This is a genomic window from Flaviflexus huanghaiensis (assembly GCF_014118685.1).
Classification (GTDB): domain Bacteria; phylum Actinomycetota; class Actinomycetes; order Actinomycetales; family Actinomycetaceae; genus Flaviflexus; species Flaviflexus huanghaiensis.
Map to the genome: position 1 here is coordinate 51713 of NZ_JACFAK010000012.1, position 23812 is coordinate 75524.

Consider the following 23812-nt stretch of genomic DNA (forward strand, 5'->3'; position numbering starts at 1 on the left):
ACTAGATCTCTGCGACCCAGGTTTGGAACTGCTTCGCCGAGACCTCGCCGAGCCATGCCTGCCACTTCGGACCGAAGGTGATGCGGCGGGCCCCAAGTTCGCGGAGCGTCGCGATGTCGCCCGCCCCGTGCATCTCCACCGGATGGGCGGTGACGTTGACGGGGACTGATACCGCCCCGGCGAGCTGCCTCACCTCGTCGGCGGTGCGGAGTCCGACCGGGTAGACCGAGCGGGCGCCCGCCTGCTCCATGAGCCTCATCCGCTCCGCGGCCTCCTCAAGCGGATCCTCGAAGACATCGCCGAGCTTCATCGCATCCGTCCGGCCGTTGATGACGAACGGGATACCGGCACTGTCGGCGGCCTCGCGGGCGGCGGCGATGTACTCGGCGTGCTCGGCTCGATCGCGGACGCGCCGGCCCTCGCGATGCACGACATCTTCGATGTTCGCACCGACCGCGCCGACCTCGATGAGGCGGTTGATGAGGTCACCGCCAGGCAGTCCATAGCCCGATTCGACGTCGGCACTGACGGGGACGTCAACCGAGCGGACGATGCGCTCGATAACGGCCAGGTACTCATCGAAGTCCATCTGCTCACCGTCGGCGCTGCCGATCGCGTCGGCCACCGGGTGGCTCCCAATGGTCAGTCCGGTGAAGCCTGCGTCGGCGGCGACGCGGGCACTCCATGTGTCCCACACAGTCGGCAGGATGACGAGGTCGCCGGATTCGTGCTGGTCGGCAAGGTTGCGTGCGCGCTCTTCGATAGACATGAGAACCTCCTCAGGTTTCGACTTCACCCTAGGGGGCTCATGGACAGCAGACCAGTGGACGGGCCTCGCTCCCCAGCCTGACCAGGGACTGCGCCCAGCGTTCGCGGAGCCTCTGCACACCGCGCACTCCGGTATAGTCTGCGTCACATCCCTTCCCACGTGTCCGACCGATACGGCCCACCGGCCCCTCGACGGCCACAGGCGCCGCTCCGGACGATGGCCAGTCCGTCGGCCCGCGGACACCACGAGCACCCCGATATCACCCGACGTCTCCTACTTGTGGAACAGGACAGGCCCATGACTACGCACTATGACCTCATCGTCATCGGCAGCGGAACAGCCGGGACGACAGCGGCACACGCATGCGCGAAGGAGGGCTGGCGGGTCGCCGTCATCGACAGTCGTCCCTTCGGTGGCACATGCGTCCTGCGCGGCTGCGACCCGAAGAAGATCCTCCGCCGAGGAGCCGAGATCATCGACGGCGCCGCACTCCTGAGCGGCAAGGGGATCGACCCCGGCACCCTGCGCGTCGATTGGCCGGCGCTTATGGCACACAAGCGCGGCTTTACGGAGCCGATGTCCGACAAGATCGAGAAGGGCCTCGAATCGGCCGGGGTGAAGACGCTCCATGGGCGCGCCTCGTTCACTGCTCCGGATCGTCTGACGGTCGACGGCAACACCCTCACCGCCTCGCACTTCCTCATCGCCACCGGCGCCCGCCCGAAGGCGATGCCGTTCGAGGGCAATGAGCACATGATCGACAGCACCGCGTTCATGGAGCTCGAGGAGCTTCCGAACCGGATCCTGTTCGTGGGCGGCGGCTTCATCTCCTTCGAGTTCGCCCACATCGCCGCCCGTGTGGGCAGCGATGTCACGATCGCCACGCATGGCCCCCGGCTGCTCAAAGGATTCGATCCCGACCTGGTTGACCTTCTCCGGACCCGCTCGACGGACCTCGGGATCGACATCCGTACCGGCATCGCCATCAACTCCATCGTTCCCACCGGGTCTGGCTTCGCGGTGGTGACAGAGATGGACGGGAAGGAGTCCACGCTCGAAGTCGATCTCGTCGTCCACGGGGCGGGGCGAGAACCGGACCTGGCCGATCTCAACCCGGAGGCAGCCTCGGTCGAGTACTCGAAGGCCGGCGTGACTGTCTCCGAGCATCTTCAGAGCGTGAGCAACCCGGCCGTCTATGCCGCGGGTGACGCCGCGGCATCGCCGGGCATGCCACTCACACCGGTCGCGTCGATGGAGGGCGGGGTCGCCGCCCGCAACATGCTCAATGAAACCCGAGAGACCCCGGACTACGCGGGGATTCCGACGGCAGTCTTCACCATCCCCGAGCTCGTCCGCGTCGGCATGCTCGAGGATGAGGCGCGCGAGCAGGGTCTGGATACCGATGTCCGGTACAGCGACACGAGCGAGTGGTTCTCCAACTACCGGCTCGGCGAGACTGTCGCCGCCACGAAGATCATCATCGACCGCGAGACCCGCCGCATCCTCGGCGCGCACATGCTCGGGCCCGAGTACGCCGAGGTCGTCAACATCATCGCCTTGGCCATGAGGCTCGGCCTGACGGCCGATGAGGTCTCGAACCTCGTCGCGGCCTACCCGAGCGTCGGATCGGATCTCGGTTCGATGCTCTGACCGGCTCAGCTGCGCCGGCGGGCACGCCGGTCCCACGCTCTCATAGGCGGCCGGTCACTGAGGAGAGTAGACGCCGAGCCGATTCCCGCTCGGATCGGTGAACTCAAATCGCCGACCGCCCGGATAGTCGTACGGCCCGGCGACGATGATGCCGCCGGCGTTCTCCACGGCTGTTTGCGACGCCTCCAGGTCGGTGGAATGAAGAAGGACGAGCGGGCTGCCGCTGCTCGGCTCAGAGCCCGCACTGAGTCCGCCGATCTCGCCCTCGCCATCGGGAGACTTGATTCCGCAATATTCCGGACCGTAGTCGTTGAACTCCCAGCCGAACGCAGACTCGTAGAACCTGCGGGCCGCTTCCAGATCCGTGACTCCGAACTCGATGTAGCCGATCTCGTGGTGACCAGGTTGACTCATGACAGCACCTCCAATGTGGACAGCATCCTACGCCGGACGGTCGGTTAGAAGATACCGCTCGGCCGCGATACTTCGGTTCGTCGCGAGTGGGCGGTTTCGAGCCTGGCAAGCGTCGATGACGATCAAGGAACCACGCCACGCATGACCACCCGAGACTATGCAGAGCGCCCGCGAGTCGCGGGCGCTCTGCTCGACTTACTCAGTCCTTGAGCACGTACCGGAGTGTCTCGACCACCTGGTCTGTGGTCGTGCACCAGGCCTGCGCCCCGGCATCCACCTCTTTGAGGGGATGGACGATGTCCTCCGAATGCAGTGTCACATAGGGAGTGCCGAGCGCGGCGCAGTAGCCGGCGTCGAAGGCCGCATTCCACTGCTTGTACTGGTCACCGAACCGGATGACGACGAGGTCGCTCTTCTCGATGAGGGTGCGGGTGCGAATGGCGTTGACCTTCGCTGACTGGTGGTCCCGCCAGAACCCGGATTCGGTCTCACCGAGGTGATCGCCGGCCGCGTCGCTCGCAACGTGGTCGGTCACCGGAGCGGTGAAGGCGATGTCCAATCCCGCGGCTTCGGCGCCGCGCTTGATCTCGTCACGCCAGTCTGTGTGGATCTCGCCGGACAGATAGACGGTGAAACTCATGGCACTTCAACTCCTGTCGAGGGTCTGCTCTGATCTACCCCACAATCCTCTCAGCCCGCGGCGAGACGCGCGAGCGACTCATCTGGGAGCTGATGAACGCGCCACTCCATGGGCATGCGCGCCCTTCAGAGCAGTCCGCCCTGCTCGTTCAGTAGTGATACCGAGCCTGGAGGATGATCAGATCGTCATCGTCGACGAGGTAGACCAGGCGGTGCTCGTCGGTGATGCGGCGCGACCACGCACCCTGCGCACCATATTTGAGCTGCTCAGGTTTGCCGATCCCCTCGAACGGATCTCGCAGGCAGGCATCGATCAGTGCGTTGATCCGCTTCAGAATCCGACGATCGGCAGACTGCCAGTACACATAGTCCGCCCAGCCATGCCGATCCCAGACCAGGCGCACTCACTCCTCCCGATCGAGCTCGTGAACCTCGGTCTCGCCAGCTCGAGCACGCTCGTAGGCATCGAGCAGCCGGCGGGCATTGGCCGGTGATCGGAACAGATAGGCAGTCTCCTGCCATGAGGCGTACTCATCCGCAGGCATGAGCACGGCATTGCCCTTCCGAGAAACGATCTCGACCGCCTCGTAATTATCGTTCACACGCTCGATCAGCGGGAACAGCGTCCTGCGCGCCTCGCTTGCACTGATGGACATACCGGCCTCCACTCCTTTTACGTACCACATTACGGTACGAGCCAGATAACCTCGAGAGGGAATGGCCGCAGAGAATCAGACGGTCGACATCAGTAGCGGGGACGATGTCGCAACGGATGGCCCCGCCGGGCCGACCACGGCCTCAGGGCAGCGCCGCCGACATCTTCAGCAGCATCTCGTCGAGTTCGCCCTGCGGGGTCGAGTCCGGCACAACCGCCCCTCCGGCACCCACTGAGAGCACCCCGTCGTCGTGGACAAGCGTGCGGATGACGACGGACAGCTCCGCATCTCGATCCCCGCTGATCCAGCCGAGCGCCCCGGAGTAGTAGCCGCGCGGGCCCGATTCGAGCTCGGCAAGGATCTCCATCGTGCGGTGCTTGGGGGCACCGGTCATCGACGCGCCCGGGAAGGCCGCGCGCAGCAGGTCGACGATATCGGCGCCAGCGCCAAGCAGTCCCGTCACCACACCGGCCAGCTGATGAACGGTGGCGAAGCTGTCGACCCGGACGGGCTCGGGGCACGCGACCGAACCGGGCGCGCAGACCTTGGCCAGATCATTGCGCAGCAGGTCGACGATCATGACGAGTTCCGAACGAAGCTTCGGATCTGTCTCAAGCCTCGTGCGCAGCGCGGCATCAGCCTCCGGCGTCTCCCCTCGAGGCAGCGTGCCTTTGATGGGCCTCGACTCCACCTCGCCATCGCGCACTCGGAGGAAGCGCTCCGGCGAGGAGCTCATGATTGTCGTGTCATCGCAGGCGAGGAAGGCCGCGTAGGGTGCCGGGTTCGTTCGGCGCTGCAGGAGATAGAGCTCGAGTAGCTCCTCGCGTGTCGCATCATGCGCGACCTCGGCCATGGTCGTGAGACAGACTTCGAAGCTGGTGCCCGCCCGCAGGTGCTCGTGAGCCTGCTCGACCTTGGCGCGATATGAGTCGTCATCGTCACGCCGGTGGTCCGGCAATGAGCGAACCGCGGCCAGCAAGTCAGCATCGACCGACACACTCACGTCATCCGCCGGGGCGCTCAGCGCCGCGGCGGTCCGGTCCAGCCACTCCTGCGCGCCCGGCTCCTCGCGGGCGACCAGCCAGGCCCGCTGGCGTTCATGGTCGACGGCCACCCAGCGCCGGACGCTCATCCACAGTGCCGTGCCCGGCTCGTAGCCCGACACGCCGACCCAGCCGCCGGTGAACGGCGAATCCGGCCCACCCACGCCCCGCCAGGCGGAGCGGCGGAGGACATCGAGCACGTCCTCGCCCTCGTCCGGCCACACGACCTCACCGCCCAGCCCGAGGTAGGACCAGCCCGGCCCGGCATGCGCGTGGCGCGCCTCGTCCAGCCAGAAGAACGGGCCGTCGCCTACCATAAGGCGAGCCGCACGGGAGAGATCCGGCAACGGCACTTCCTGCGACAGAAGCGTGCGCCTCGCCGGAGCATGCGGCAGGAGCCCTGTAGCACGGGCCCAGGCTCGGATATTCTCAACGCCGCCCTCCGTGAGGGCGGACTCGGGGTTGAACTGGAGGCCCCACCACGGCCGATCGACCGCGTGGAAGGCTTGAATATGGTCGTCACTCACCGCATCGACCACCATCCGCTCCGTTGGCTCGCGCACTGCCGACGAATGGCTATCGACGACCTGCTGCCCATCGACGACGATCGTGCGCGGGTCGTGGACCCTATCGCCCGGGACGTGCAGGTGCGAGACCCAGCCGAGGCGGGGCTCGATGGGCTCGATGAGGGCCCCGCACAGACCCGCGAGAATCTGGTGACCCAGGCCGATACCAAGAACAGTCCTGTCGCAGCCTGCAACGAGGTCCGGCACGCGCCCCGCATCGCCCGGCCGTCCTGGGCCGGTTGCGAGCAGGATGCCATCGGCGCCCGCCATCGCCCCCTCATCGAGGGACGGATCGTCGTAGGCGAGCACGATGGGCCGGACCCCGAGCACGCGGAAGACGAGATCCGCGAGGATCTGGGTATTCGAGTCGTGGAAGTCGATGAGCAGCAGTCGCATCATGTCAGTGGGGTCGCTTCCTCTAGCCATTGTTGACGCCAGACTCCGGCCTGGTCGAGCGCGTGTTGGGGTACTGGCTCATCGCCGAGCTGGAGTACGCGGGGGCCGTGGAGCGCGTTCAGCGCGAATGCCTGACCCTGGTGCGATGCCTGGGCGAGGTCGTCGCGGGTCATGTCGAAGCTGACGACCGATGCGATGCTGTCGGCGAACCAGTTCTCGGTGGTCGAGCAGATCCGCGGCTGGTCGGGGACGAACCCCTGACCATCGCGGACGATCATGACCGCGGCCGTATGCGTCTCGACGACGAGCTCTCCTCGCACGAGAAGGATGTGGGCTCCCGACGCCTGCGCCTGCAGCCAGCCGAGGTCTGGCCCTTTGTGGGAAGGATGATCACGGGCATCCTCCACAATGCCAGTCACGTGGAGGACCAGACTGTGCTCTGGGGCGGGACGGTCGATCCAGGTGATGCCGCCCGCACGGGCCTCGAGCCGAGGGAAGCGGCGACCTGACTGCAGGACGGACGCCATGTCGGCGAAGGTGCCGGGCAGCTGCTCGGCAAGCTCTGCTCCCAGTAGTTCGCGCACAGAACTCTCGAGGCGCTGCCGATGAAGGTCGGGTCGCGTGACGCGACCATCGACGGCGAGGAACGAGTCGATGACGAGGTTTTCGCGGAGCACCGGCACAGTCTAACCGAGCTGGTCCGGTCATCGAGTCCGGCCGTAGATGTTCCCGTTCCAGCTTCGGAACATGGACAATCCTGGGGAACAGCGGCGCGTGAAACGAAGTGGATGACAGGGGTGCGCCGCAAATCTGCGACGCTCGGACGCGACATTATGACGCGTCATACCCGGTCCGGCGCCAAGGCACCTCTGCACCAGCGCGTCCCCTGCAGCGATTAGTCGTGTGAAGGCGTCGGACAATGGACTCAGATGGCACGGCATTGGTGACGTCAATCTCTAGGAGCGGCACGTCTCTTTGACGTCGGCGGTTAGGCGCGTTTCCACGCCAGCCACGTTCGCTATCTCTCTGCGAACACGGGGAGCGAGCAGTCTGATGCGTCTCGTGCTTCGAGCCATTTCCTCGGGCGGATCTCGACACTCGACCCGCTCCAACTCCCCGTAGGGACCGTCCCCAGTGGCGCACGACATTCACCTGTTACGACGACTCCGCGTCGATACGCGAGGCAGCGCTCAGCATCCTCGAGCGTCGTCACGTCACATTGGCGGGACATGGCGAACCCGGAGCCGAATGTCACCTGCGCCGTCGGTGCGACAGAAGCCAGGAGCTGGCGCAGAGCGACGTGAGCTCCCGCCGTCATGCGGTCTGCAGCGGGGCGATCGCATCCACCTGGTCGCGCAGAGCGCGGCGTTCCCTGCGCAGCTCATAGTTGGACTGCAGATTCATCCAAAACTCCTCGGACGTCCCGAAGTACCTCGCCAAGCGGATCGCCGTGTCAGCCGTGATGCCTCGCTTGCCGTGCACGATCTCGTTGATCCTACGCGGCGGCACACCGATGGAGACCGCCAGCTTGTTCTGCGTGACACCGAAGCCCTCGATGAAGTCCTCCATCAGGATCTCACCGGGGTGAATCGGCTCGATCAGGTCGGTCTCAGTGGTAGTCGACGAGTTCGACATCTTCCGCACCTCCATCTCTCCAGACGAAGCAGAGACGCCACTGCGCGTTCACGCGGATACTGTGCTGCCCACGCCGGTCGCCGACCAGTCGCTCCAGCCGGTTCCCGGGTGGGATTCGGAGGTCCTCGACGTCGCTCGCCGCATGGATCATTTCGAGTTTCCGCAGGGTCGCCCGCTGTACCGTCCGGTCGACGCGCTTGACGTACTGCTCGTGCCAGATGCGCTCGGTATCCTTACTCCCGAATGATCTGATCACGACACTAGTATATGACGGACAACGTCATTAACGCTAGACGTTAAACTGGAACTCGGTGACATCGCCGTCCCGCATGACGCAGTCCCTGCCCTCCATGCGGAACTGGCCGGCAGCCTTGGCCTGCCACATTCCGCCCAGCTCGCCAGATCATCGAACGAGACGCTCTCGGTCTTGGTGGAGGCGCGCTCAAATTTGTTGTGGATGACGCCGCCGCCTGCGAGCAGTCCAGCCCTTGATGCTGGTCCTGTCGCGATTCTCCTCAACGACGGTGAGGTATGTCTGCAGTCCGACGGTATCGAGCCGCCGCGAGCCAGCTTGTCGAGGTTTTCTTCCCGTGACCGATCGATTCGAGCATCTCCTTCACCTCGGAGCGCGTGTCACGTTCGGCTCGAACGTGACGTCACACCCGTCGTCGGCCGAGAGTACTGACAGCCAACTCAGGGCCACGTCACATGAGGAGCGTCGTCGCCCGCCCCAACTCCTACGTCAGAGTACCTTCTTCACAACACTCGACTTGAGCTGCATGCGTCCAAAACCGGGAACCGTCGCGTCGATGTCGTGGTCTGCAACGCCATCGTCGATCAGACGAATCCCGCGAACCTTTGTGCCGACCTTGAGGACACCGCCGCCCGCGCCTTTGACCTTGAGGTCCTTGGCGATAGTCACGGTGTCTCCGTCTTCGAGCACGTTGCCGACGGAGTCACGGATGACGGCTGCTGAGTCTGGCTCTTCGGCCGCCCACTCGTGGCCGCACATGGGGCACACGAAGAGCGATCCCTGTTCGTAGGTGAACGCCTCGCTGCACTCAGGGCAGTTCGGAAGCGCCTCAGACATTGAAGCGGAATTCGACGACGTCGCCATCCTGCATGACGTAGTCCTTGCCCTCCATGCGAACCTTGCCAGCCGCCTTGGCCTGCTGCATGCCGCCGAGCTCGACCAGATCGTCGTACGAGACGATCTCGGCCTTGATGAAGCCGCGCTCGAAGTCGGTGTGGATGACGCCGGCAGCCTGCGGGGCGGTCCAGCCCTTCTTGATGGTCCAGGCGCGGGTCTCCTTCTCACCGGCGGTGAGATAGGTCTGCAGGCCGAGGGTGTCGAAGCCGACGCGGGCGAGCTTGTCGAGGCCTGATTCCTCCTGACCGGTGGATTCGAGCATCTCCTGCGCCTCTTCTTCGGTGAGCTCGACCAGCTCGGCTTCAAACTTTGCGTCGAGGAAGATCGCTTCATTGGGGGCGACAAGCTCGCGCAGCTCGGCCTGCATCTTCTCATTGGCCAATCCATCATCATCCGTGTTGAAGACGTAAATGAAGGGCTTGGCGGTCATGAGTTGAAAGGAGCGGATGATCTCCGGATCGAAACGGTCCATGACCGAATTGATGGTCTTGCCCTCTTCGAGAACCTTGAGCGCCTCGAGTGCGGTGTCGAGGTGCTCCTTCGGCGCCTTCTTACCCTTGACCTCCTTCTCGAGGCGGATTACCTGCTTCTCGAGAGTTTGCATGTCGGCGAGGAGTAGCTCGGTCGTGATGGTCTCGATGTCGGAGGCAGGGTCGACCCTGCCCTCAACGTGGGTGACATCGGGATCCGAGAAGGCGCGGGTCACCTGGCAGATCGCGTCCGCCTCTCGAATGTTGGCGAGGAACTGGTTGCCGAGACCCTCTCCCTCCGAGGCGCCGCGGACGATGCCGGCGATGTCGACGAAGGAGACAGTTGCGGGAATGATCTTACGAGCATTGAAGATCTCGGACAGGACCTGCAGGCGCTCATCGGGCAACGGAACCACACCGATGTTCGGCTCGATCGTCGCGAACGGATAGTTTGCCGCGAGGACGGTCGCGCGGGTGAGCGCGTTGAACAGGGTCGATTTGCCGACGTTCGGAAGTCCGGCGATACCAATAGTCAATGCCACGGTAGATCAGTCTAGTCGATCGGTCTGTACTGCTAGATACGGGACTGCTCACAGAGGTATCGGATTCCTTCGGGCCCCGTTTCGCCTCCCGCATCTGTCCGAATCTTTTGACACAGTACAGCTATGGAGATCTCTGTGCCGCTCGCTCTGCTCGCCCTTCTTCTCTTTCTCGCCGTGGGTACCGTACTTGGTTGGCTCGCCGGAACATCCCGCGCACGAGCATCGCACACCGATACTCAGCTTGAGATGGCGCGCCTCGAGGCGCGTGCCGAGCGGCTCGAAGAGGAGAACGACTCCCTCATCGAGAAGACGCAGGCCGACCAGGCGGTCCTGCGGGCACTTGCCCCCATCACGTCCAACCTCGCCGTCATGACATCCAAAGTTGGTGAGCTTGAGAAATCTCAGGCGGCCGCATCAGCCCGCCTCCATCAACAGCTGTCGACCGCTCATGAAGCATCCCGGGATCTGTACGAGGTGACGAGCTCGCTACGCAGTGCACTGACGTCGACAAGTGCTCGCGGCTCCTGGGGTGAAGCCGAACTCGAGCGGATCGTCACCGCCGCCGGAATGCTCCCTCACGTCCACTTCGATACTCAGGCGAGCGTGGGAACGATGGAGGGTGGGCGGCAGCGTCCCGACATGCTCGTCTACCTCCCGGGGAACGGCACCCTCGCTGTCGACTCCAAGGTGCCTTTGACGGCGTACCTCGAGGCGGCCGAAATCTCCCCCGACGATCCGAGCCAACGAACCCGCAGGGATCAGCTCGTCGCTGAGCACGCGAAAGCTGTGCGCGCTCACGTGCTCGCTCTCGCGAAAAGAAACTACCCGGCCCAGTTCGAGCATTCTCCTCAACTCACCGTCATGTTTATGCCGTCCGAAGCCCTCCTGTCGGAGGCTGTCCGCACAAACCCAGGGCTTCTCGATGAGGCGGCCCGCCTCGGTATCGCCATCACATCGCCGTCGTCGCTACTGGCGCTCCTTCGGGCTGTCGCAGCAACGTGGTCGAGTTCGCGGGTGACCGATGAGGCGGCAGAGGTCCTTGCATTGGGCAGAGAGCTCGTTCAGCGGCTCGGGGACGTGTCGAAGCATCTCACTGTTCTCGGCACGCGCCTGTCGGGCGCAGTCAAGGCCTACAACGCGTCAATTGGGACGCTCGAGAACCGGCTCCTCGTCACGGCACGCGGATTCGACTCGCTGTCCAGCGATGGTCTTGACGTGAAGGAGCTCGACTACGAGGTGGCGCAGGTTCGCACCATCAGTCGAAGCGAGCTCATCACCGACTAAGAATCAGGCCTGGCGGCGTACCCGGCGGGGCGCTTCTTCGAGGCGGCCAGCCGCCTTGAGGTCGCCACGCAGGTTCTTCGGCAGCGAGAAGGCGACGTTCTCGACCGCTGTCGTGATCGTCTGGACTTCCGTGTAGCCATGGCCGGCAAGCAACTGAAGGACGTCGCGGACGAGGATCTCTGGAACTGACGCTCCCGATGTCAGGCCAACGGTTTGGGCCAGATCGAGCCATGAAGGATCGACCTGGTCGGCCTTGTCCACTCGATACGCCGCCCGAGCACCGTACTCAAGGGCCACCTCGACAAGCCGTACAGAGTTTGAGGAGTTAGCCGAGCCGACGACGATGACGACATCACATCCCGGCGCCATCTCCTTAACCGCGCCCTGGCGGTTCTGGGTGGCATAGCAAATGTCGTCCGACGGCGGGTCCTGGAGGTTCGGGAACCGTTGACGAAGCAGATTGACTGTTTCCATTGTTTCGTCCACGGAAAGCGTCGTCTGGGACAGCCAAATGAGCTTGTCAGGGTTCTTCACCTCGAGGGCGGCGACCTCCTCAGGACCGTTAACGATCTGGATGTGGTCAGGAGCCTCCCCGTGGGTGCCTTCGACCTCTTCATGGTCCGCGTGGCCGATCAGGAGAATCTCGTAGTCATCAGCTGCGAACCGAACCGCTTCCCTGTGAACCTTCGTCACCAGCGGACATGTCGCGTCAATTGTCTGGAGGCTGCGGGCGGCAGCCGCCGCGTGAACGGCCGGCGAGACACCGTGCGCAGAGAAGACGACCCTGGCACCTTCGGGGACCTCGTCGGTCTCGTTGACGAAGACCGCGCCGCGCTGGCTCAGCGTCTCGACAACAAATCTGTTGTGAACGATCTCCTTGCGAACATAGACCGGGGCGCCGTACAGCTCCAGCGCCTTCTCGACCGCGTCAACCGCGCGGTCGACGCCCGCACAGTAGCCCCGGGGTGCTGCGAGGAGAACCTTTTTGCCATCCGGGTTCGGGGTGGACGGCGCGTCGCCTGGGAAGGCGGAAATCCCAGCGAGGGAGGGAGGTGGTGTCGAGGTACTCACACGGACAGAATACGCGAGGCGTCCGTGATAGGCCATGATGCGGCTCTCACGCGGGCGCCCGAGATGCCCGAATGATGGGGAGTTATGGGGCGTCGCCCCTGTCTTCGGCTATGAGAGAGATTTCGGGAGAATTCCCAGTGGCATAGGACCTATTATGTCTTTTCGTGCATTTGACCGTGCGAAGATACCGTCCATGAGCTCGCAGGTCATCATTCCTTCGGATCTGCCACAGCTGGCCGCAGAGACGACCGCGGACCGGCCGTGGCCGCTTCGCCTGCTCTCGAAGAAGATGGCCGAATATGTCGGCCGCATGTCACCCATGTGGGTTGAGGGCGAGGTCCTCCAGTTCACACCCAGAGCTGGCTCGCGCGCCCAGTTCTTCACCCTTCGCGACCTCGATGAACAGTTCTCAATAAACTGCAAGGCGTGGACGAATGTCATCCCGCGCGACTTCGTCGAAGGTTCACGTGTTGTCCTGCGGGTGAAACCCGACTTCTGGGTGGGCAACGGATCGCTGTCACTTCAGGTCGCGGAGATCAGGTTCGCTGGTGTGGGCGATGTGCTCGCACAGCTCGAAATGCTCCGCAAAAGGCTTGGCGAGGAGGGTCTCTTCTCCCCTGAACGGAAACTCCCAATCCCGTTCCTGCCTAAACGAGTCGGCCTGATCTGTGGGTCGAACGCGAAAGCAAAGGATGACGTCCTCGTCAATGCCGCGGCTCGCTGGCCGGAGGTCGACTTCGAAATCCGCGAGGTCAAAGTTCAGGGTCTGGCAAGCGCCGGGCAGGTCATCGCTGCTCTTGCCGAGCTCGACGCGATGTCGGATGTCGATGTCATCGTCATCGCCCGCGGCGGCGGTTCCGTCGAAGACCTGCTGCCATTCTCCGACGAGGCTCTCGTCCGTGCGGTCGTGGCCGCCCGCACTCCGATCGTCACCGCAATCGGCCACGAGGGGGATCGCCCGATTGTCGACGATGCGGCGGACTATCGAGCATCGACACCGACGGACGCAGCGAAGCGGATCGTTCCCGACGTGCAGGAGGAGCGACGCATCCTCTCCGAGGGACTAAAGCGCGGCCGCATGGCGGTCGACCGGAGGCTCACGCAAGCGCAAACAGATCTCGATACGATCCTCACTCGCCCCGTACTCGCCTACCCTCTCACCCTCGTCGAGACGAGGGAGGAGGAGTTGAACCGGGCGGCTGTCCGCCTGACCGAGCTTGTCGAGCGCAGGCTGTCGGAGGCTGAGAACTCGCTCGATGCCGTGCGCAGACACCTGCGCGCCCTCTCTCCGCAGGCCGTACTCGACCGAGGCTACGCCGTCCTGCGAACTCCGCACTCAGTCGTGCGTGACGCGGGTGAAGTTGACATTGGGACATGCCTCGAGGCCCTACTCGCATCGGGCCGTCTTGAACTTGACGTGACAGCAGTAAGGAGCGGTGATGACCGAGAAGAATGATGACATCGCAGACCTCACGTATGAGGAGGCCAGGCGCCAGCTTGTCGAGATTGTCGCCGCTCTCGAGCAGGGCACCGGCACTCTTGAAGAGTCGATTACGGCGTGGGAGCGCGGTGAGGCGCTCGCCCGGCGCTGCCAGCAGTGGCTCGACGGGGCCCGTGTACGCTTGCAGTCCGCCCAGCTCGGCCGACAATCCTCCGACACCGAGGAGGAGCAGTGACGACCATCGTTGTCGGCGAGGCTCTCGTCGACATCTTCGAAACCGAGGATGGGCCGGTCGAGCTTCCAGGTGGCTCCGCCTTCAATGTTGCTCGTGGCCTCGGTCTGCTTGGTCGCCCTGTCCACTTCGCAACTGACATCGGTACGGGGAGCCGTGCGGATCTGCTCGCAGCGACACTCGAGAAGTCAGGAGCCGAGCTTTGGCCGGGATCGACGAGCAACTCGCCGACCTCGACCGCACGGGCATGGGTTGCTCCCGACGGTTCGGCGAGCTACGAGTTCAATCTCCACTTCAATCCACCGATGCCACCCGCGCCGGGGACTGAGGGCGCCGCGACGCTTGTCAAACTCGCCCCGCACACTCTCCATACCGGCTCACTCGCAGTCCATCTTGCTCCGGACACGATTCGAGCGTGGATTGACGCACTGTCCCACGTCGCGACCATCACGTACGACCCGAACTTCAGGACGGGGCTCGGCCCGCACGACGAGATCCTTGCCCGCACGGAGGAGTTCATCGCCCTCTCGGACGTCGTGAAGGCATCCCGCGACGACATCGAGCTCATGTACCCCGGCATGTCCGAAAATGCTGTCATCACCAAATGGTTGAGCATGGGCCCGCAGATTGTCGCCGTCACTGGCGCCGAAGACGGCGCCGTCCTTGCGACTGAGGATCTGCGTGTCAGGTCGAAGACTCCGAAGGTCGAGGTCGTCGACAGAGTCGGCGCCGGGGATGCGTTCATGTCCGCTCTCATTGATGCTCTCGGTAGAACGAGCATGCTCGGTGAGGGGACGGCAGAGTCCCGGCGGATGCTCTCGGAGCGCCAGCTCCGCTCAATTGCGGGCTATGCGAATGCCGGGGGCGCTGTTGCAGTCTCCCGACGCGGTGCCGTTCCGCCAACGAAGGATGAGCTGCTCAGCTTCGTCTCTTCATTCTCAGTCATCGAGGTGTAGCAACCGAAGCTTTTTATCGCCCGCCGGATCATCGTCGCGTTCGAACGCCGCGGCACCCACGCAGCGTCACCTGCCGTGCCTGCGGTCCCTTATCTCGTACGCTCGCAGCGCGCGCAGAAAGTCCGTGCGTCGGAAGTCAGGCCAGTACGCTTCGCAGAAATAATATTCGGAGTGAACGGTCTGCCAGGGCATGAAACCTGAAAGACGCTGTTCTCCCGATGTTCTGATGACAAGGTCTGGGTCGGGCTGGCCGCGGGTGTAGAGGTGGGCTTCGATCTCCTCGTCGCACACGGTGTTGGCGATCTCTTCGGGGCTCATCCCCTCTTCCGCCTTGTGGAGAATCAGGGCTCGGACAGCCTCGGTAATTTCGGAACGGCCGGAGTATCCGACAGCGACGTTGACGAGGGGACCGTCGCAGTCCTTCGTGAAGTCGATTGCTTTGAGAAGTCGTTCGCGGTTCTCCTCGTCGAGAACCTTGAGATCGCCGACATGGTGAAGGCGCCAGTGGCCGACGTGGGCGAGCCTTTCAACTGTTGAGACGATGATCCCGACGAGGTCTTTGATCTCGGACTCGTCGCGCGACATGTTCTCGGTCGAGAGGAGCCACAGCGTCACGAGCTCGATTCCCGCTTCGTCACACCAGGTGAGGAATTCGCTGATCTTGTCCGCACCGGCACGGTGCCCGTGAGCCGCGGACGCGCCAATCATCTTCGCCCACCGACGGTTACCGTCGAGGATGACACCGACATGACGGGGCAGTCGGCTACGCTCCAGAGATCTCGATACACGATTCTCATACAGCTGATAAATGGCGTCCTTGATCGACACTAGGCGGCTCCTTCACGGCTACACATAGATTACTCCTCAAAGTTCGACGTAGGCTTCCAACTATGAGTTCGATGCATGACATGAGCGCCGCTATCGGCGAGGACGCAACCAGGCTCGGCTACCGCGAGCGCCGCGAGCAGGCGGGTAAACCCGCGGGCCGCGGGGTTCTTCATCTCGTCGCGACGCCCCTTGCTGTGGCCTTCTGCATCGGCCTTATCACCGTCGCCGAGACGCCGGCCGAGGTTCTCGGTGCAGTCGTTTTCCTCCTCGCCTCTCTCCTGCTTTTCGGCTTCTCAGCGCTTTACCACCTGGGAAACTGGTCACCGCAGGTTCTGGGAATCATGCGGAAGATCGACCACGCGAACATCTTCGTCCTCATCGCCGGAACCTACACTCCGATCACGCTCTCACTCCTTGAGGGCAACACACTCATCGTCATCTTGTCGATCGTCTGGGGCGGTGCCATTCTTGGGTCTGCCATGCACATGTCGTGGGTGGACTTCCCCCGGTGGCTGTATGTCAGCCTCTACGTCCTCGTCGGGTGGGTCGCGGTGTGGTACCTCCCCGATATTTGGCAGGCTGGCACCCCCGCCATTGTCCTCCTCATCATCGCTGGCGGTGTCATTTACACGATCGGGGCGGTCTTTTACGCAACGAAGTGGCCAAATCCGTGGCCGCGTCATTTCGGATTCCACGAGTTCTTCCACCTGTGCACCGTCCTGGCGTACGCGTGCCATGCGGTCGCAATCGCACTCGCCTACGCCTCGCACTAGACCCCTCGCACTGAACACCCGCTCCCTTCTTCCACATTCCTCTGCCAATTTCGGTGTGATACAGCTCTCGATCGGCTACACTCTGCAGATCTAGATATCGACTGCAGGGAGCACGTGATGGCGGATCAACTGTGGGAGACGAGCCCCCATCTCGCGCTCCGCGCAGGGCCCGATTTCGACTTGGCGGCCCTCGACAGGTCGAGTACGCCCGGGTTCACCGGTCGTAAGTCGGACGGAAAGGCGCGTGTCGATGAGCGCGGCGATCTGCTCAATGAACTGCAGGAGCGGCTCTTCGCCGACGGCAGGTACGGCGGCAACCGCTCTGTCCTTCTCATCCTCCAGGGCCTCGACACGGCCGGCAAGGGTGGGATTGTCCGGCACGTTATTGGAATGGTCGACCCGCAGGGCGTCGCTCTCGCCAGCTTCGGTGTCCCGACCGAGGAAGAGCTCGCCAACCACTACCTGTGGCGGATAAGAAAGAAGTTGCCGGGGCCCGGCAAAATTGGCGTGTTTGATCGCTCCCACTATGAGGACGTCCTCGTTACCCGCGTCGATGGGCTCGTCGAAGAGGACGTTTGGCGGGCTCGGTACGACGAGATCAATGCCTTCGAGAAGGAGATCGTCGACTCCGGTACGACCATCATCAAGGTCGCGCTCATGCATTCGAAAGAGGAGCAGGCGGGTCGCTTGCTCGAGCGGATCGAACGCCCCGATAAGCGGTGGAAGCTCAGCACGAGCGACCTTGAGACCCGCAAGAAATGGGATGACTACCAGGCAGCCTACGAGGATGTGTTTCGGCTGACCTCGACAGATCATGCCCCGTGGTACGTCGTTCCCGGCGACAAGAAGTGGTATGCGCGGGTCGCCGTCACGGAGCTCGTCACCCAGGCACTCATCGACATTAGCCCGCAGTGGCCGAAACCGCGCTGGAAGCCCGAGGTCCAGCGCCGCAAACTGCTCGCCACCGTCGATCCCGAGCTCGTCGACGATCTCGTCGAGGCCGTCCAAGAGCAGCTAGAAGACGCGAAGGCCGAGCACGGTGACTTCCTTGCCGAAAAGGCTCGCGTTGCAGCGTTGCGCCAGCGAGATAATGGCCACCGCGCCCCCGCTGCTGATGAGCAGCCGAACGACGGCTCCGCGGCGCCGACCGACGACGAGGCAGAGCCTGTCAGCTCCGAGAAGAAATCAAAGAAGAAGAAGAAAAGGAAAAAGGAGAAGAAGCGCGCTCAGTCAAAGAAGAGCAAAAAGCGTAAAAAGTGACCCCAGTTAGGCGCTGTCTTCGCCCTTGGGCGGCTCCTGCTCAGACTTGCTCAGCTTGGCCCCTTGCGACTTCTGGTCGCTACCCTTCGTAGCCTGCTCGGACTTCTTAGCCTCGGCTTCGACGCGTCTCTTTTCAACAGTTGCCGAATGCTTGATCTTCCGAAGGTGGCGGTTCATTGACCACATGAGGAACGCGAGTGCGATTCCCAGGAGGAAGAACCCGAGGAGGAAACCTTCAACACCGGGGCTCGCCTCCCACGGCTCGGTCGGGATGTCGGCCGGCGACGGGCTGGGCGTGGTGAAGGGGAACATCATTCCTCGATCCGTTCGAACAGGTCAGTCTCGATTCTGTCGGGATAGCCGACGGTTGAGTGGACAAGCTCGAACTCCTCCCACGGCCACACACGTTTCTCGATGTCGCGCGGCACGGCCATGAAGAATCCGTCGGGATCAATCTGAGTGGCATGCGCGAGCAATGCTTGGTCCCGGTTCGGGAAGAATTCGCTGACGTTAAGTCGCGCATCGACCTTTCGCTTGGGGATCCTGCCCCTGCGTTCCATCCACTCCGCAAATGGTGAATCGAGACCCTCGGCCATGAGTGCGTTATGAAACGCCTGAATCCGGTCGGGGCTGAAGGAGACATCGTAGTACACCTTCGACACCGTCCACGGCTCGCCGGCCTCGGGGAATTGGTCGGGATCCGCCGCAGCCTCAACCGCTGCCAGCGACACCTCGTGCACGCGAATGTGGTCCGGGTGCGGATAACCGCCGAGCTCGTTGTACGTCGTGAGAACCTGCGGCCTGAACTCGCGGATCTCTGCAACGAGCTTTGCGACCGGCTCGTCGAGCGGAATCGCAGCGAAGCAGCCGTCGGGCAACGGAGGCAGTGGCTCTCCCTCGGGAAGACCAGAATCGGTGAATCCGAGCCACGTGTGCTCGATGCCGAGAGCCTGGGCCGCGGCAGCCATCTCGTCACGTCGAATGGCGGGCATGTTCTCTTCGATGTCGGTACGGCCCGCGAGCCTCGGGTTAAGGATCGAGCCTCGTTCGCCACCCGTGCATGTGACGACCCGCGCCCTGCCGATCGTCGCGTAATGCGCCATGGTCGCCGCGCCCTTCGACGACTCGTCGTCCGGGTGGGCATGAACGGCCATGATCCGGGGTTCACACGTCACTGATCTCTCATCCCTCCAGGAAGTATGCTGTTCTCAGATAGTACTGAGATACTTAACGCCAACACTAATCTCTCGTCGGAAGGCGAAAACGCATGACGGATATCCCTCCGGAGCTGCGCGACCGTTACGGCCTCGATCGCAGTCCGACAAGGAAAATTGGATACCTGCTCGTCGCTCTTGCCGTTCTCATCGCCGTCATCATCGGTGCCTCCCAGGTCATTGGACGCGACCCGGCGATCCAGCTCATCAACACTGGCCACAAGGCGATCTCCGACTCGGAGGTGCGGATTACCTACACGGTGCACGGGCGCGCCGGGCTCGAGCTGGAGTGCTCGGCAACCGCGGTCAATGACAATTTCGCGGAGATCGGTGCGAAGACGTGGACGTGGACAATGGAGAGGGATTCGGTCTCGGAGGTTCTCATGCTCCAGACGTCTGAGCGTGCCGCGTCGGGCTCGATCGAATACTGCGACATCGCCAGATAACTGCCTTCTCGCGTTTTCCTCATGACAGGACCGCACAGACTGATATCATGTGACCTTAAGCCGCGTCAGCGCGGCGTCTTTTTTTACCCATCCAAGGAGACCACTATGACTGAATCGCAGACTACGTGGCTGTCGCAGGAGAGCTTCGACCGCCTGTCCGCGGAGCTTCGCGACCTCGAAACACGCGGTCGCGAGGAAGTTGCCGAACGCATTGAAGCTGCCCGCTCCGAGGGAGACCTGCGCGAGAACGGTGGCTACCAGGCCGCACGTGAAGAACAGTCGAAGATGGAGGGTCGAATCCTCGAGCTCACCCACCTTCTTCGCCATGCCCAAGTGGGCGAGGGCCCGGTCGATACGTCACAGGTCGGTCCAGGAGTCGTCGTCACCGCTGAAATCAACGGCAAGGAACAGAAGTTCCTGCTCGGCTCACGCCAGGCGTCCGCTGATCTCAATATCAACGTCTACCCCGAAGCCGCCCCGCTCGGCGCTTCGATCATGGGGGCAAAGGTCGGAGACGAGCGTTCCTACAAGGCCCCGAACGGCAAGGATATCTCCGTCAAGATCCTCCATCTCGAGGCTCTTCGCTAAAAGTTGAGAACAGCCGGGAGTGTTCACGCGCTCCCGGCTTTCGCTTTTCCCGAACGGCTCGCCCTATAGCTGTTGACTGCATGCGGTGGCGGGGTGAGGGTGCTGAGGTCGACCGAAAGGAGCGCACATGATGACAGACGTTCTCGTCTTTTACGTCCCCGCGGAGAACACGGCCGATGTCATCAACGCCGTGTGCAAGGCCGGAGCTGGCCGGGTCGGCGACTACGAAGAGTGCGCCTTTATCACGCCCGGGACGGGACAGTTCCGGCCTGTGAGGAGTGCCAATCCGGCGATCGGCGAGGTTGGGGAGCTCACCACGGTCAAGGAGAACCGGGTCGAGATCGTGTTCCCCCGCGACATACGAGAGGACGTCATTGAGGCGCTCGTCAATACACATCCCTACGAGGAGCCGGCCTTCCACATCATCCGCACGAGCTGAGGTGTCGCTCCCTCGTCGGCGGTAGCGCCACCTCTGTTTACAGTTCCCATTTGTGTCTCAGGTCACTTACATTTCCCTTCACGACCTGATACCCCACGGGGTATTTTTGTATCATGAACAGAATCTTAATTCTGGGGGCCGGCACAGCCGGCACCATGGCCGCCAACCACCTGCGGGGCGTTATGGCCCGCGACTCCTGGTCCATCACCGTCGTCGATCAGGACGATGAGCACCACTACCAGCCGGGCTACATCTTCGTCCCGTTTTGGATGAAGCCTGATCGGGTCAAGAAGAGCCGACGCAACACCTTCCACGACGGCATCGACTTTGTCGAGGCGAGTGTCTCCCTCGTCCATCGGGATCGTCGCGAAGTTGAGCTCGCCGACGGGCGCACCCTCCCCTACGACTGGCTCATCATCGCATCCGGCACGCGCCCTGATCCGACGCTCGTCGAGGGAATGGGCGATGGATCCCTGTGGGGCAAGAAGGTTCATGAGTTCTACACACTCGATGGGTCGGTCGCCCTCAAGAGTGCCCTCGAGGAATTCACGAGTGGGCGCATTCTTGTCCACATCTCTGAAATGCCGATCAAGTGCCCGGTCGCGCCGCTCGAGTTCGCATTCCTCGTTGAGGACCATTTCCGGAGTAAGGGAATCCGGCACAAGGTCGACATCTCGTTCGTCACCCCGCTCGATGGGGCGTTCACCAAGCCCGTTGCCTCGAAGGAGCTCGGCGGACTTCTCAAGGACCGTAGCATCCGCCTCGCCGCTGACTTTGCAGTTGAGCGGATCGACAACGACGAACAGAAGCTCATCTCATACGACGGCCGGGAACTCCCCTTTGACTTACTAGTCACGGTCCCACCCAATGTGGGGCAGCAGTTCATCATGGACTCCGGGCTGGGCAACGATGCGGGATTTGTGCCCGTCGACAAGCACACGCTGCGCTCGCTGGTGGATGATCGCATCTTCGTTCTTGGCGACGCGAGCGACATCCCAACGTCGAAGGCCGGTTCTGTCGCCCATTTCGCGACCGAGGAGTTTGTCGACAACTTCATTGCCGCGACAGAAGGCAAGCCGCTACCGAACTCGTTTGACGGCCACGCGAACTGTTTCATCGAATCCGGGCGAGGTCAGGCTATGCTGCTCGACTTCAACTACGACACCGAACCCCTATTGGGCACGTTCCCCGTGCCCTATGCCGGGCCACTCTCGCTACTGAAGCCGACGCGACTTAACCATCTGGGCAAGCTCGCATTCGAGCAAATCTATTGGCACATGTTGCTACCGGGGCGGCCCATCCCCATCTCGAGCCACATGTCGATGGCTGGCAAGCGCAAGCCGAAGGAGTAAACCCCATGCCGACGAACACCCTCAAAGCTCGGACGTTCGAAGTGGATCAGGAAGGATTCCTGACCCGCCGTGACGAGTGGAGCGAAGATCTCGCAGCCGACCTGGCGGCACTTATCGGGATCGAGCTGACCGAAGCCCACCGTGAACCACTTCGTTTCATGCGTGAAGACTCGGCCGTCACCGGGGTCACGCCCACCCTTCGCCGCATGCAGAAGGTCGGCGGCTTCGATATCAAGACGCTCTTCGCGCTCTACCCCGGCAAACCCGCGAAGAAGATGGCGTGGCTGGCAGGCCTTCCCAAGCCCGTCGGTTGCGTCTAAATAGCCGGTTTGACGAGGAGAGATACATGACGACGATTCCTGAGGGCTTCATCATCCCGGATTTCGGAGATTCTGGCCGGGAGGTTCCGCCGACGACTGAGGCGCGGACCGACTACATCAGCCAGCCCGCCAGCGGTGGGCCGAGAAAGATGGCCTTCATCTGTTCCAAGGGCAACCTTGACATGGCGTACCCGGCCCTCATTATGGGCAATGCCGCGCTCGGGGAAGGGGTTGAGGTCCACATCTTCTTCACCTTCTGGGGCCTCGACATTATCAACACGAAGACATACGACAATCTCAAGTTCACTCTGTCTGGCAACACGGCGATGCACATGCCGGCGCTGGGCCGTCTCAAGCCCGGCCTTGAGCATGTCTCCATGCCGCAAGCGCTTGGGAACCTGCCCGGCATGACAAGCTTCGCGACAAAGATGATGAACCAGCAGATGGAGGATTTGGAGATCCCGTCGATCCCCGAGTTTCTCGATCTGCTTCAAGCATCAGGCGCACACATGTACGCCTGCCGCCTAACTTTCGACATGATGAAATTGCTCGAGGCGGATCTGCACGAGGGTGTCGAAGGCGTCATCAGCGCAAGCGACTTCATCGAGATCGCTGACGGCGCTCAGGTCGTCTTCGTCTAAAATGACCTGGTAAGTAACAGGCCCGGACTGGCTCGCTGCCCGTCCGGGCCTGTCGCTATGACTGTGTTGGGAACGGCCGCCGCTTTCTAAGCTTCCCGCAGGGACGCCACAAAGACTCCAGCGCCCCCTCGTGAGGAGCCGCCCCTGTGTTGTGTACCAACTGGCAAGGACGGAATCGGGGACGTCGGCGACGGTGCCGCAGGCGAGCATGGCGTGGAGGACCTGCGGTAGGCGAGAGCGACGATGGTTGTGTTGTGCTGGTTCCCCCGGGGCTCTTTTGCGGCCACACGGCTATCGGGGCCGCCGAGGATGACAACACAGAGTACTTCACTGATGTTGGCCGCCAGCGGGTAGCTGCCGATCCACGCCACGACCAGGCATGGCACGCGCCCTGAGACGTCCTTATCGCCTTCTCGTCCTTCTCGGTCGTTAGGGGTCGGTCATCTCGTGGCGGAACATAGGCGAGAGGCATCACTGCGCAGACTGCTGGATGCGCGACATGAGGTCGGCGAAGTGGCCGGGCTCGTCGTAGGGCGGGGTGTGCCCCGAATTCTCGAAGACGATGTACTCCTTGCTGGGCGCTTCGAGGAGGTCGAACCATTGACGCGCGAGGGTTTCCCGGCCGGCGGCCTCGTACCGTCCCTCTACCAGGTACACCGGGACCTCGAGACGTGGCACGTCGATTCGGATATCGGTGCCCTCAAGCTGGGGATACAGGACATGATAAGTTTCGGCGATGGCCGCCATCCCACGCAACTGCTCCGCGAGAGTGTACTCGCGGACAAACAGGCTCATCGGGTACTCCGAAGCGGGATTGTAGTCGACACCATGCTCGAACTGCATCCACTTAGGATTCGAGGCGATGGCGACGGGATAGTCGAGGGTATTGCGGTACGGGGGCGGGCCTAGCTGTACTGTCCGGGGAGGTTGGTTAAGCGGGTGATTGGGGCGAGCCTGTCGCAGGCTGTGTGGGGTCGGTGATGATTATAGTGATGCAGCCATCCTGGTAGGGCGTCTCGTCGCTCGGTTTCTGAGGT

Annotated in this window: 31 protein-coding genes; 13 read left to right on the top strand and 18 right to left on the bottom strand. The window is 62.8% G+C overall.

The window, feature by feature from the left end:
* Position 1: 1 nt before the first annotated feature.
* Entirely contained in the window at positions 2-769 is a 768-nt protein-coding gene (locus H7E91_RS09100; protein ID WP_182354786.1) for an isocitrate lyase/PEP mutase family protein, read from the bottom strand.
* Between the two features lie 297 nt (positions 770-1066).
* Between H7E91_RS09100 and H7E91_RS09105 the strand changes: the two genes are divergently transcribed.
* Entirely contained in the window at positions 1067-2419 is a 1353-nt protein-coding gene (locus tag H7E91_RS09105; protein ID WP_182354787.1) for a dihydrolipoyl dehydrogenase family protein, read from the top strand.
* 54 nt (positions 2420-2473) lie between these two features.
* Here H7E91_RS09105 and H7E91_RS09110 read toward each other — a convergent pair whose 3' ends face one another.
* From H7E91_RS09110 to ychF, 11 genes are all read right to left on the bottom strand, one after another.
* Positions 2474-2833 carry a VOC family protein gene (locus tag H7E91_RS09110; protein WP_182354788.1) on the bottom strand — a complete coding sequence of 120 codons (360 nt, stop codon included), beginning with the start codon at positions 2831-2833 and terminating at the stop codon, positions 2474-2476.
* A gap of 199 nt (positions 2834-3032) precedes the next feature.
* The gene (locus H7E91_RS09115) at positions 3033-3473 is read right to left on the bottom strand and encodes a YtoQ family protein (protein WP_182354789.1); all 441 of its coding nucleotides are present in this window, start codon (positions 3471-3473) and stop codon (positions 3033-3035) included.
* A gap of 148 nt (positions 3474-3621) precedes the next feature.
* Positions 3622-3876 (bottom strand): Txe/YoeB family addiction module toxin, encoded by a 255-nt coding sequence (locus tag H7E91_RS09120; protein WP_182354790.1) that lies wholly within the window; start codon positions 3874-3876, stop codon positions 3622-3624.
* Positions 3877-4128 carry a type II toxin-antitoxin system Phd/YefM family antitoxin gene (locus H7E91_RS09125; RefSeq protein WP_182354791.1) on the bottom strand — a complete coding sequence of 84 codons (252 nt, stop codon included), beginning with the start codon at positions 4126-4128 and terminating at the stop codon, positions 3877-3879.
* 142 nt (positions 4129-4270) lie between these two features.
* Positions 4271-6136: a chorismate-binding protein gene (locus H7E91_RS09130; RefSeq protein WP_182354792.1), complete on the bottom strand. Its 1866-nt coding sequence runs from the start codon at positions 6134-6136 to the stop codon at positions 4271-4273.
* Positions 6133-6810, bottom strand: coding sequence for an aminotransferase class IV (locus H7E91_RS09135; RefSeq protein ID WP_182354793.1), 678 nt, complete (start codon positions 6808-6810; stop codon positions 6133-6135). Before H7E91_RS09135 ends, H7E91_RS09130 begins: the two co-directional genes overlap by 4 nt.
* A 637-nt stretch (positions 6811-7447) precedes the next feature.
* Positions 7448-7768 carry a HigA family addiction module antitoxin gene (locus tag H7E91_RS09140; protein ID WP_182354794.1) on the bottom strand — a complete coding sequence of 107 codons (321 nt, stop codon included), beginning with the start codon at positions 7766-7768 and terminating at the stop codon, positions 7448-7450.
* Positions 7743-8024 (bottom strand): type II toxin-antitoxin system RelE/ParE family toxin, encoded by a 282-nt coding sequence (locus H7E91_RS09145; RefSeq protein WP_182354795.1) that lies wholly within the window; start codon positions 8022-8024, stop codon positions 7743-7745. The genes H7E91_RS09140 and H7E91_RS09145 overlap by 26 nt, the downstream gene beginning before the upstream one ends.
* Before the next feature lie 33 nt (positions 8025-8057).
* Positions 8058-8153, bottom strand: coding sequence for a DUF933 domain-containing protein (locus H7E91_RS11825; RefSeq protein WP_241698511.1), 96 nt, complete (start codon positions 8151-8153; stop codon positions 8058-8060).
* A 357-nt stretch (positions 8154-8510) separates the two neighbouring features.
* Complete coding sequence (locus H7E91_RS09155; protein ID WP_182354796.1) at positions 8511-8858, bottom strand: zinc ribbon domain-containing protein YjdM; 348 nt, start codon at positions 8856-8858, stop codon at positions 8511-8513.
* Entirely contained in the window at positions 8851-9930 is a 1080-nt protein-coding gene (ychF, locus tag H7E91_RS09160; protein WP_182354797.1) for a redox-regulated ATPase YchF, read from the bottom strand. Before ychF ends, H7E91_RS09155 begins: the two co-directional genes overlap by 8 nt.
* 123 nt (positions 9931-10053) lie before the next feature.
* Between ychF and H7E91_RS09165 the strand changes: the two genes are divergently transcribed.
* Entirely contained in the window at positions 10054-11214 is a 1161-nt protein-coding gene (locus H7E91_RS09165) for a DNA recombination protein RmuC (RefSeq protein ID WP_182354798.1), read from the top strand.
* Positions 11215-11217: 3 nt separating this feature from the next.
* Here H7E91_RS09165 and H7E91_RS09170 read toward each other — a convergent pair whose 3' ends face one another.
* Positions 11218-12249, bottom strand: coding sequence for a 4-hydroxy-3-methylbut-2-enyl diphosphate reductase (locus H7E91_RS09170; RefSeq protein WP_422111040.1), 1032 nt, complete (start codon positions 12247-12249; stop codon positions 11218-11220).
* A gap of 229 nt (positions 12250-12478) precedes the next feature.
* On the opposite strand from H7E91_RS09170, the gene xseA reads away from it, so the two are divergent.
* The 3 genes from xseA to H7E91_RS09185 are packed head-to-tail and all read left to right on the top strand — an operon-like array spanning position 12479 to position 14914.
* Positions 12479-13741: an exodeoxyribonuclease VII large subunit gene (gene xseA / locus H7E91_RS09175; RefSeq protein WP_182354800.1), complete on the top strand. Its 1263-nt coding sequence runs from the start codon at positions 12479-12481 to the stop codon at positions 13739-13741.
* The gene (locus H7E91_RS09180) at positions 13725-13961 is read left to right on the top strand and encodes an exodeoxyribonuclease VII small subunit (RefSeq protein WP_182354801.1); all 237 of its coding nucleotides are present in this window, start codon (positions 13725-13727) and stop codon (positions 13959-13961) included. The genes xseA and H7E91_RS09180 overlap by 17 nt, the downstream gene beginning before the upstream one ends.
* Positions 13958-14914, top strand: a complete 957-nt coding sequence (locus H7E91_RS09185) for a PfkB family carbohydrate kinase (protein WP_182354802.1) — start codon at positions 13958-13960, stop codon at positions 14912-14914. Before H7E91_RS09180 ends, H7E91_RS09185 begins: the two co-directional genes overlap by 4 nt.
* 66 nt (positions 14915-14980) lie before the next feature.
* Here H7E91_RS09185 and H7E91_RS09190 read toward each other — a convergent pair whose 3' ends face one another.
* The gene (locus H7E91_RS09190) at positions 14981-15742 is read right to left on the bottom strand and encodes an isoprenyl transferase (protein WP_182354803.1); all 762 of its coding nucleotides are present in this window, start codon (positions 15740-15742) and stop codon (positions 14981-14983) included.
* A gap of 62 nt (positions 15743-15804) precedes the next feature.
* Between H7E91_RS09190 and trhA the strand changes: the two genes are divergently transcribed.
* Entirely contained in the window at positions 15805-16515 is a 711-nt protein-coding gene (gene trhA, locus H7E91_RS09195; RefSeq protein WP_338401782.1) for a PAQR family membrane homeostasis protein TrhA, read from the top strand.
* A gap of 117 nt (positions 16516-16632) precedes the next feature.
* Entirely contained in the window at positions 16633-17775 is a 1143-nt protein-coding gene (locus H7E91_RS09200; RefSeq protein WP_182354804.1) for a PPK2 family polyphosphate kinase, read from the top strand.
* 6 nt (positions 17776-17781) lie between these two features.
* Here H7E91_RS09200 and H7E91_RS09205 read toward each other — a convergent pair whose 3' ends face one another.
* A complete protein-coding gene (locus tag H7E91_RS09205) occupies positions 17782-18090 on the bottom strand; it encodes a hypothetical protein (RefSeq protein ID WP_182354805.1) in 309 nt (102 codons plus the stop codon).
* Entirely contained in the window at positions 18087-18950 is an 864-nt protein-coding gene (gene mca, locus H7E91_RS09210) for a mycothiol conjugate amidase Mca (protein WP_338401783.1), read from the bottom strand. Before mca ends, H7E91_RS09205 begins: the two co-directional genes overlap by 4 nt.
* A gap of 92 nt (positions 18951-19042) precedes the next feature.
* On the opposite strand from mca, the gene H7E91_RS09215 reads away from it, so the two are divergent.
* The 6 genes from H7E91_RS09215 to H7E91_RS09240 all read left to right on the top strand — a co-directional run bounded on the left by H7E91_RS09215 (position 19043) and on the right by H7E91_RS09240 (position 22775).
* A complete protein-coding gene (locus H7E91_RS09215) occupies positions 19043-19435 on the top strand; it encodes a DUF4307 domain-containing protein (RefSeq protein ID WP_182354806.1) in 393 nt (130 codons plus the stop codon).
* Positions 19436-19540: 105 nt separating this feature from the next.
* Positions 19541-20023, top strand: a complete 483-nt coding sequence (gene greA / locus H7E91_RS09220) for a transcription elongation factor GreA (protein ID WP_182354807.1) — start codon at positions 19541-19543, stop codon at positions 20021-20023.
* 127 nt (positions 20024-20150) lie between these two features.
* Entirely contained in the window at positions 20151-20462 is a 312-nt protein-coding gene (locus H7E91_RS09225) for a YqfO family protein (protein ID WP_182354808.1), read from the top strand.
* 113 nt (positions 20463-20575) lie between these two features.
* Complete coding sequence (sqr, locus tag H7E91_RS09230; protein WP_182354809.1) at positions 20576-21814, top strand: type III sulfide quinone reductase, selenoprotein subtype; 1239 nt, start codon at positions 20576-20578, stop codon at positions 21812-21814.
* A 5-nt stretch (positions 21815-21819) separates the two neighbouring features.
* Positions 21820-22134: a TusE/DsrC/DsvC family sulfur relay protein gene (locus H7E91_RS11830; protein WP_182354810.1), complete on the top strand. Its 315-nt coding sequence runs from the start codon at positions 21820-21822 to the stop codon at positions 22132-22134.
* Between the two features lie 26 nt (positions 22135-22160).
* Entirely contained in the window at positions 22161-22775 is a 615-nt protein-coding gene (locus H7E91_RS09240; protein ID WP_182354811.1) for a DsrE/DsrF/DrsH-like family protein, read from the top strand.
* A gap of 471 nt (positions 22776-23246) precedes the next feature.
* On the opposite strand, the gene H7E91_RS09245 is transcribed toward H7E91_RS09240, so the two are convergent.
* Together H7E91_RS09245 and H7E91_RS09250 are read right to left on the bottom strand one after the other, a co-directional pair.
* The gene (locus H7E91_RS09245; RefSeq protein ID WP_182354812.1) at positions 23247-23618 is read right to left on the bottom strand and encodes an alpha/beta fold hydrolase; all 372 of its coding nucleotides are present in this window, start codon (positions 23616-23618) and stop codon (positions 23247-23249) included.
* 62 nt (positions 23619-23680) lie between these two features.
* Positions 23681-23812: integrase core domain-containing protein (locus H7E91_RS09250; protein ID WP_182354407.1), on the bottom strand; the 132-nt coding region annotated here is incomplete at its 5' end.

Excerpts from the sequence above, each read along its gene's own strand:
- H7E91_RS09130 (WP_182354792.1), bottom strand. The coding sequence starts at position 6,136 with ATGATGCGACTGCTGCTCATCGACTTCCACGACTCGAATACCCAGATC.
- H7E91_RS09180 (WP_182354801.1), top strand. The coding sequence starts at position 13,725 with ATGACCGAGAAGAATGATGACATCGCAGACCTCACGTATGAGGAGGCC.
- sqr (WP_182354809.1), top strand. The coding sequence starts at position 20,576 with ATGAACAGAATCTTAATTCTGGGGGCCGGCACAGCCGGCACCATGGCC.
- H7E91_RS09240 (WP_182354811.1), top strand. The coding sequence starts at position 22,161 with ATGACGACGATTCCTGAGGGCTTCATCATCCCGGATTTCGGAGATTCT.
- H7E91_RS09105 (WP_182354787.1), top strand. The coding sequence starts at position 1,067 with ATGACTACGCACTATGACCTCATCGTCATCGGCAGCGGAACAGCCGGG.
- H7E91_RS09100 (WP_182354786.1), bottom strand. The coding sequence starts at position 769 with ATGTCTATCGAAGAGCGCGCACGCAACCTTGCCGACCAGCACGAATCC.
- H7E91_RS11830 (WP_182354810.1), top strand. The coding sequence starts at position 21,820 with ATGCCGACGAACACCCTCAAAGCTCGGACGTTCGAAGTGGATCAGGAA.
- H7E91_RS09110 (WP_182354788.1), bottom strand. The coding sequence starts at position 2,833 with ATGAGTCAACCTGGTCACCACGAGATCGGCTACATCGAGTTCGGAGTC.
- H7E91_RS09225 (WP_182354808.1), top strand. The coding sequence starts at position 20,151 with ATGATGACAGACGTTCTCGTCTTTTACGTCCCCGCGGAGAACACGGCC.
- xseA (WP_182354800.1), top strand. The coding sequence starts at position 12,479 with ATGAGCTCGCAGGTCATCATTCCTTCGGATCTGCCACAGCTGGCCGCA.
- H7E91_RS09115 (WP_182354789.1), bottom strand. The coding sequence starts at position 3,473 with ATGAGTTTCACCGTCTATCTGTCCGGCGAGATCCACACAGACTGGCGT.
- trhA (WP_338401782.1), top strand. The coding sequence starts at position 15,805 with ATGAGTTCGATGCATGACATGAGCGCCGCTATCGGCGAGGACGCAACC.
- H7E91_RS09215 (WP_182354806.1), top strand. The coding sequence starts at position 19,043 with ATGACGGATATCCCTCCGGAGCTGCGCGACCGTTACGGCCTCGATCGC.
- H7E91_RS09200 (WP_182354804.1), top strand. The coding sequence starts at position 16,633 with ATGGCGGATCAACTGTGGGAGACGAGCCCCCATCTCGCGCTCCGCGCA.
- H7E91_RS11825 (WP_241698511.1), bottom strand. The coding sequence starts at position 8,153 with ATGTGGCAGGCCAAGGCTGCCGGCCAGTTCCGCATGGAGGGCAGGGAC.
- H7E91_RS09155 (WP_182354796.1), bottom strand. The coding sequence starts at position 8,858 with ATGTCTGAGGCGCTTCCGAACTGCCCTGAGTGCAGCGAGGCGTTCACC.
- H7E91_RS09245 (WP_182354812.1), bottom strand. The coding sequence starts at position 23,618 with ATGCAGTTCGAGCATGGTGTCGACTACAATCCCGCTTCGGAGTACCCG.
- H7E91_RS09205 (WP_182354805.1), bottom strand. The coding sequence starts at position 18,090 with ATGATGTTCCCCTTCACCACGCCCAGCCCGTCGCCGGCCGACATCCCG.
- H7E91_RS09165 (WP_182354798.1), top strand. The coding sequence starts at position 10,054 with ATGGAGATCTCTGTGCCGCTCGCTCTGCTCGCCCTTCTTCTCTTTCTC.
- greA (WP_182354807.1), top strand. The coding sequence starts at position 19,541 with ATGACTGAATCGCAGACTACGTGGCTGTCGCAGGAGAGCTTCGACCGC.
- H7E91_RS09140 (WP_182354794.1), bottom strand. The coding sequence starts at position 7,768 with ATGTCGAACTCGTCGACTACCACTGAGACCGACCTGATCGAGCCGATT.
- H7E91_RS09125 (WP_182354791.1), bottom strand. The coding sequence starts at position 4,128 with ATGTCCATCAGTGCAAGCGAGGCGCGCAGGACGCTGTTCCCGCTGATC.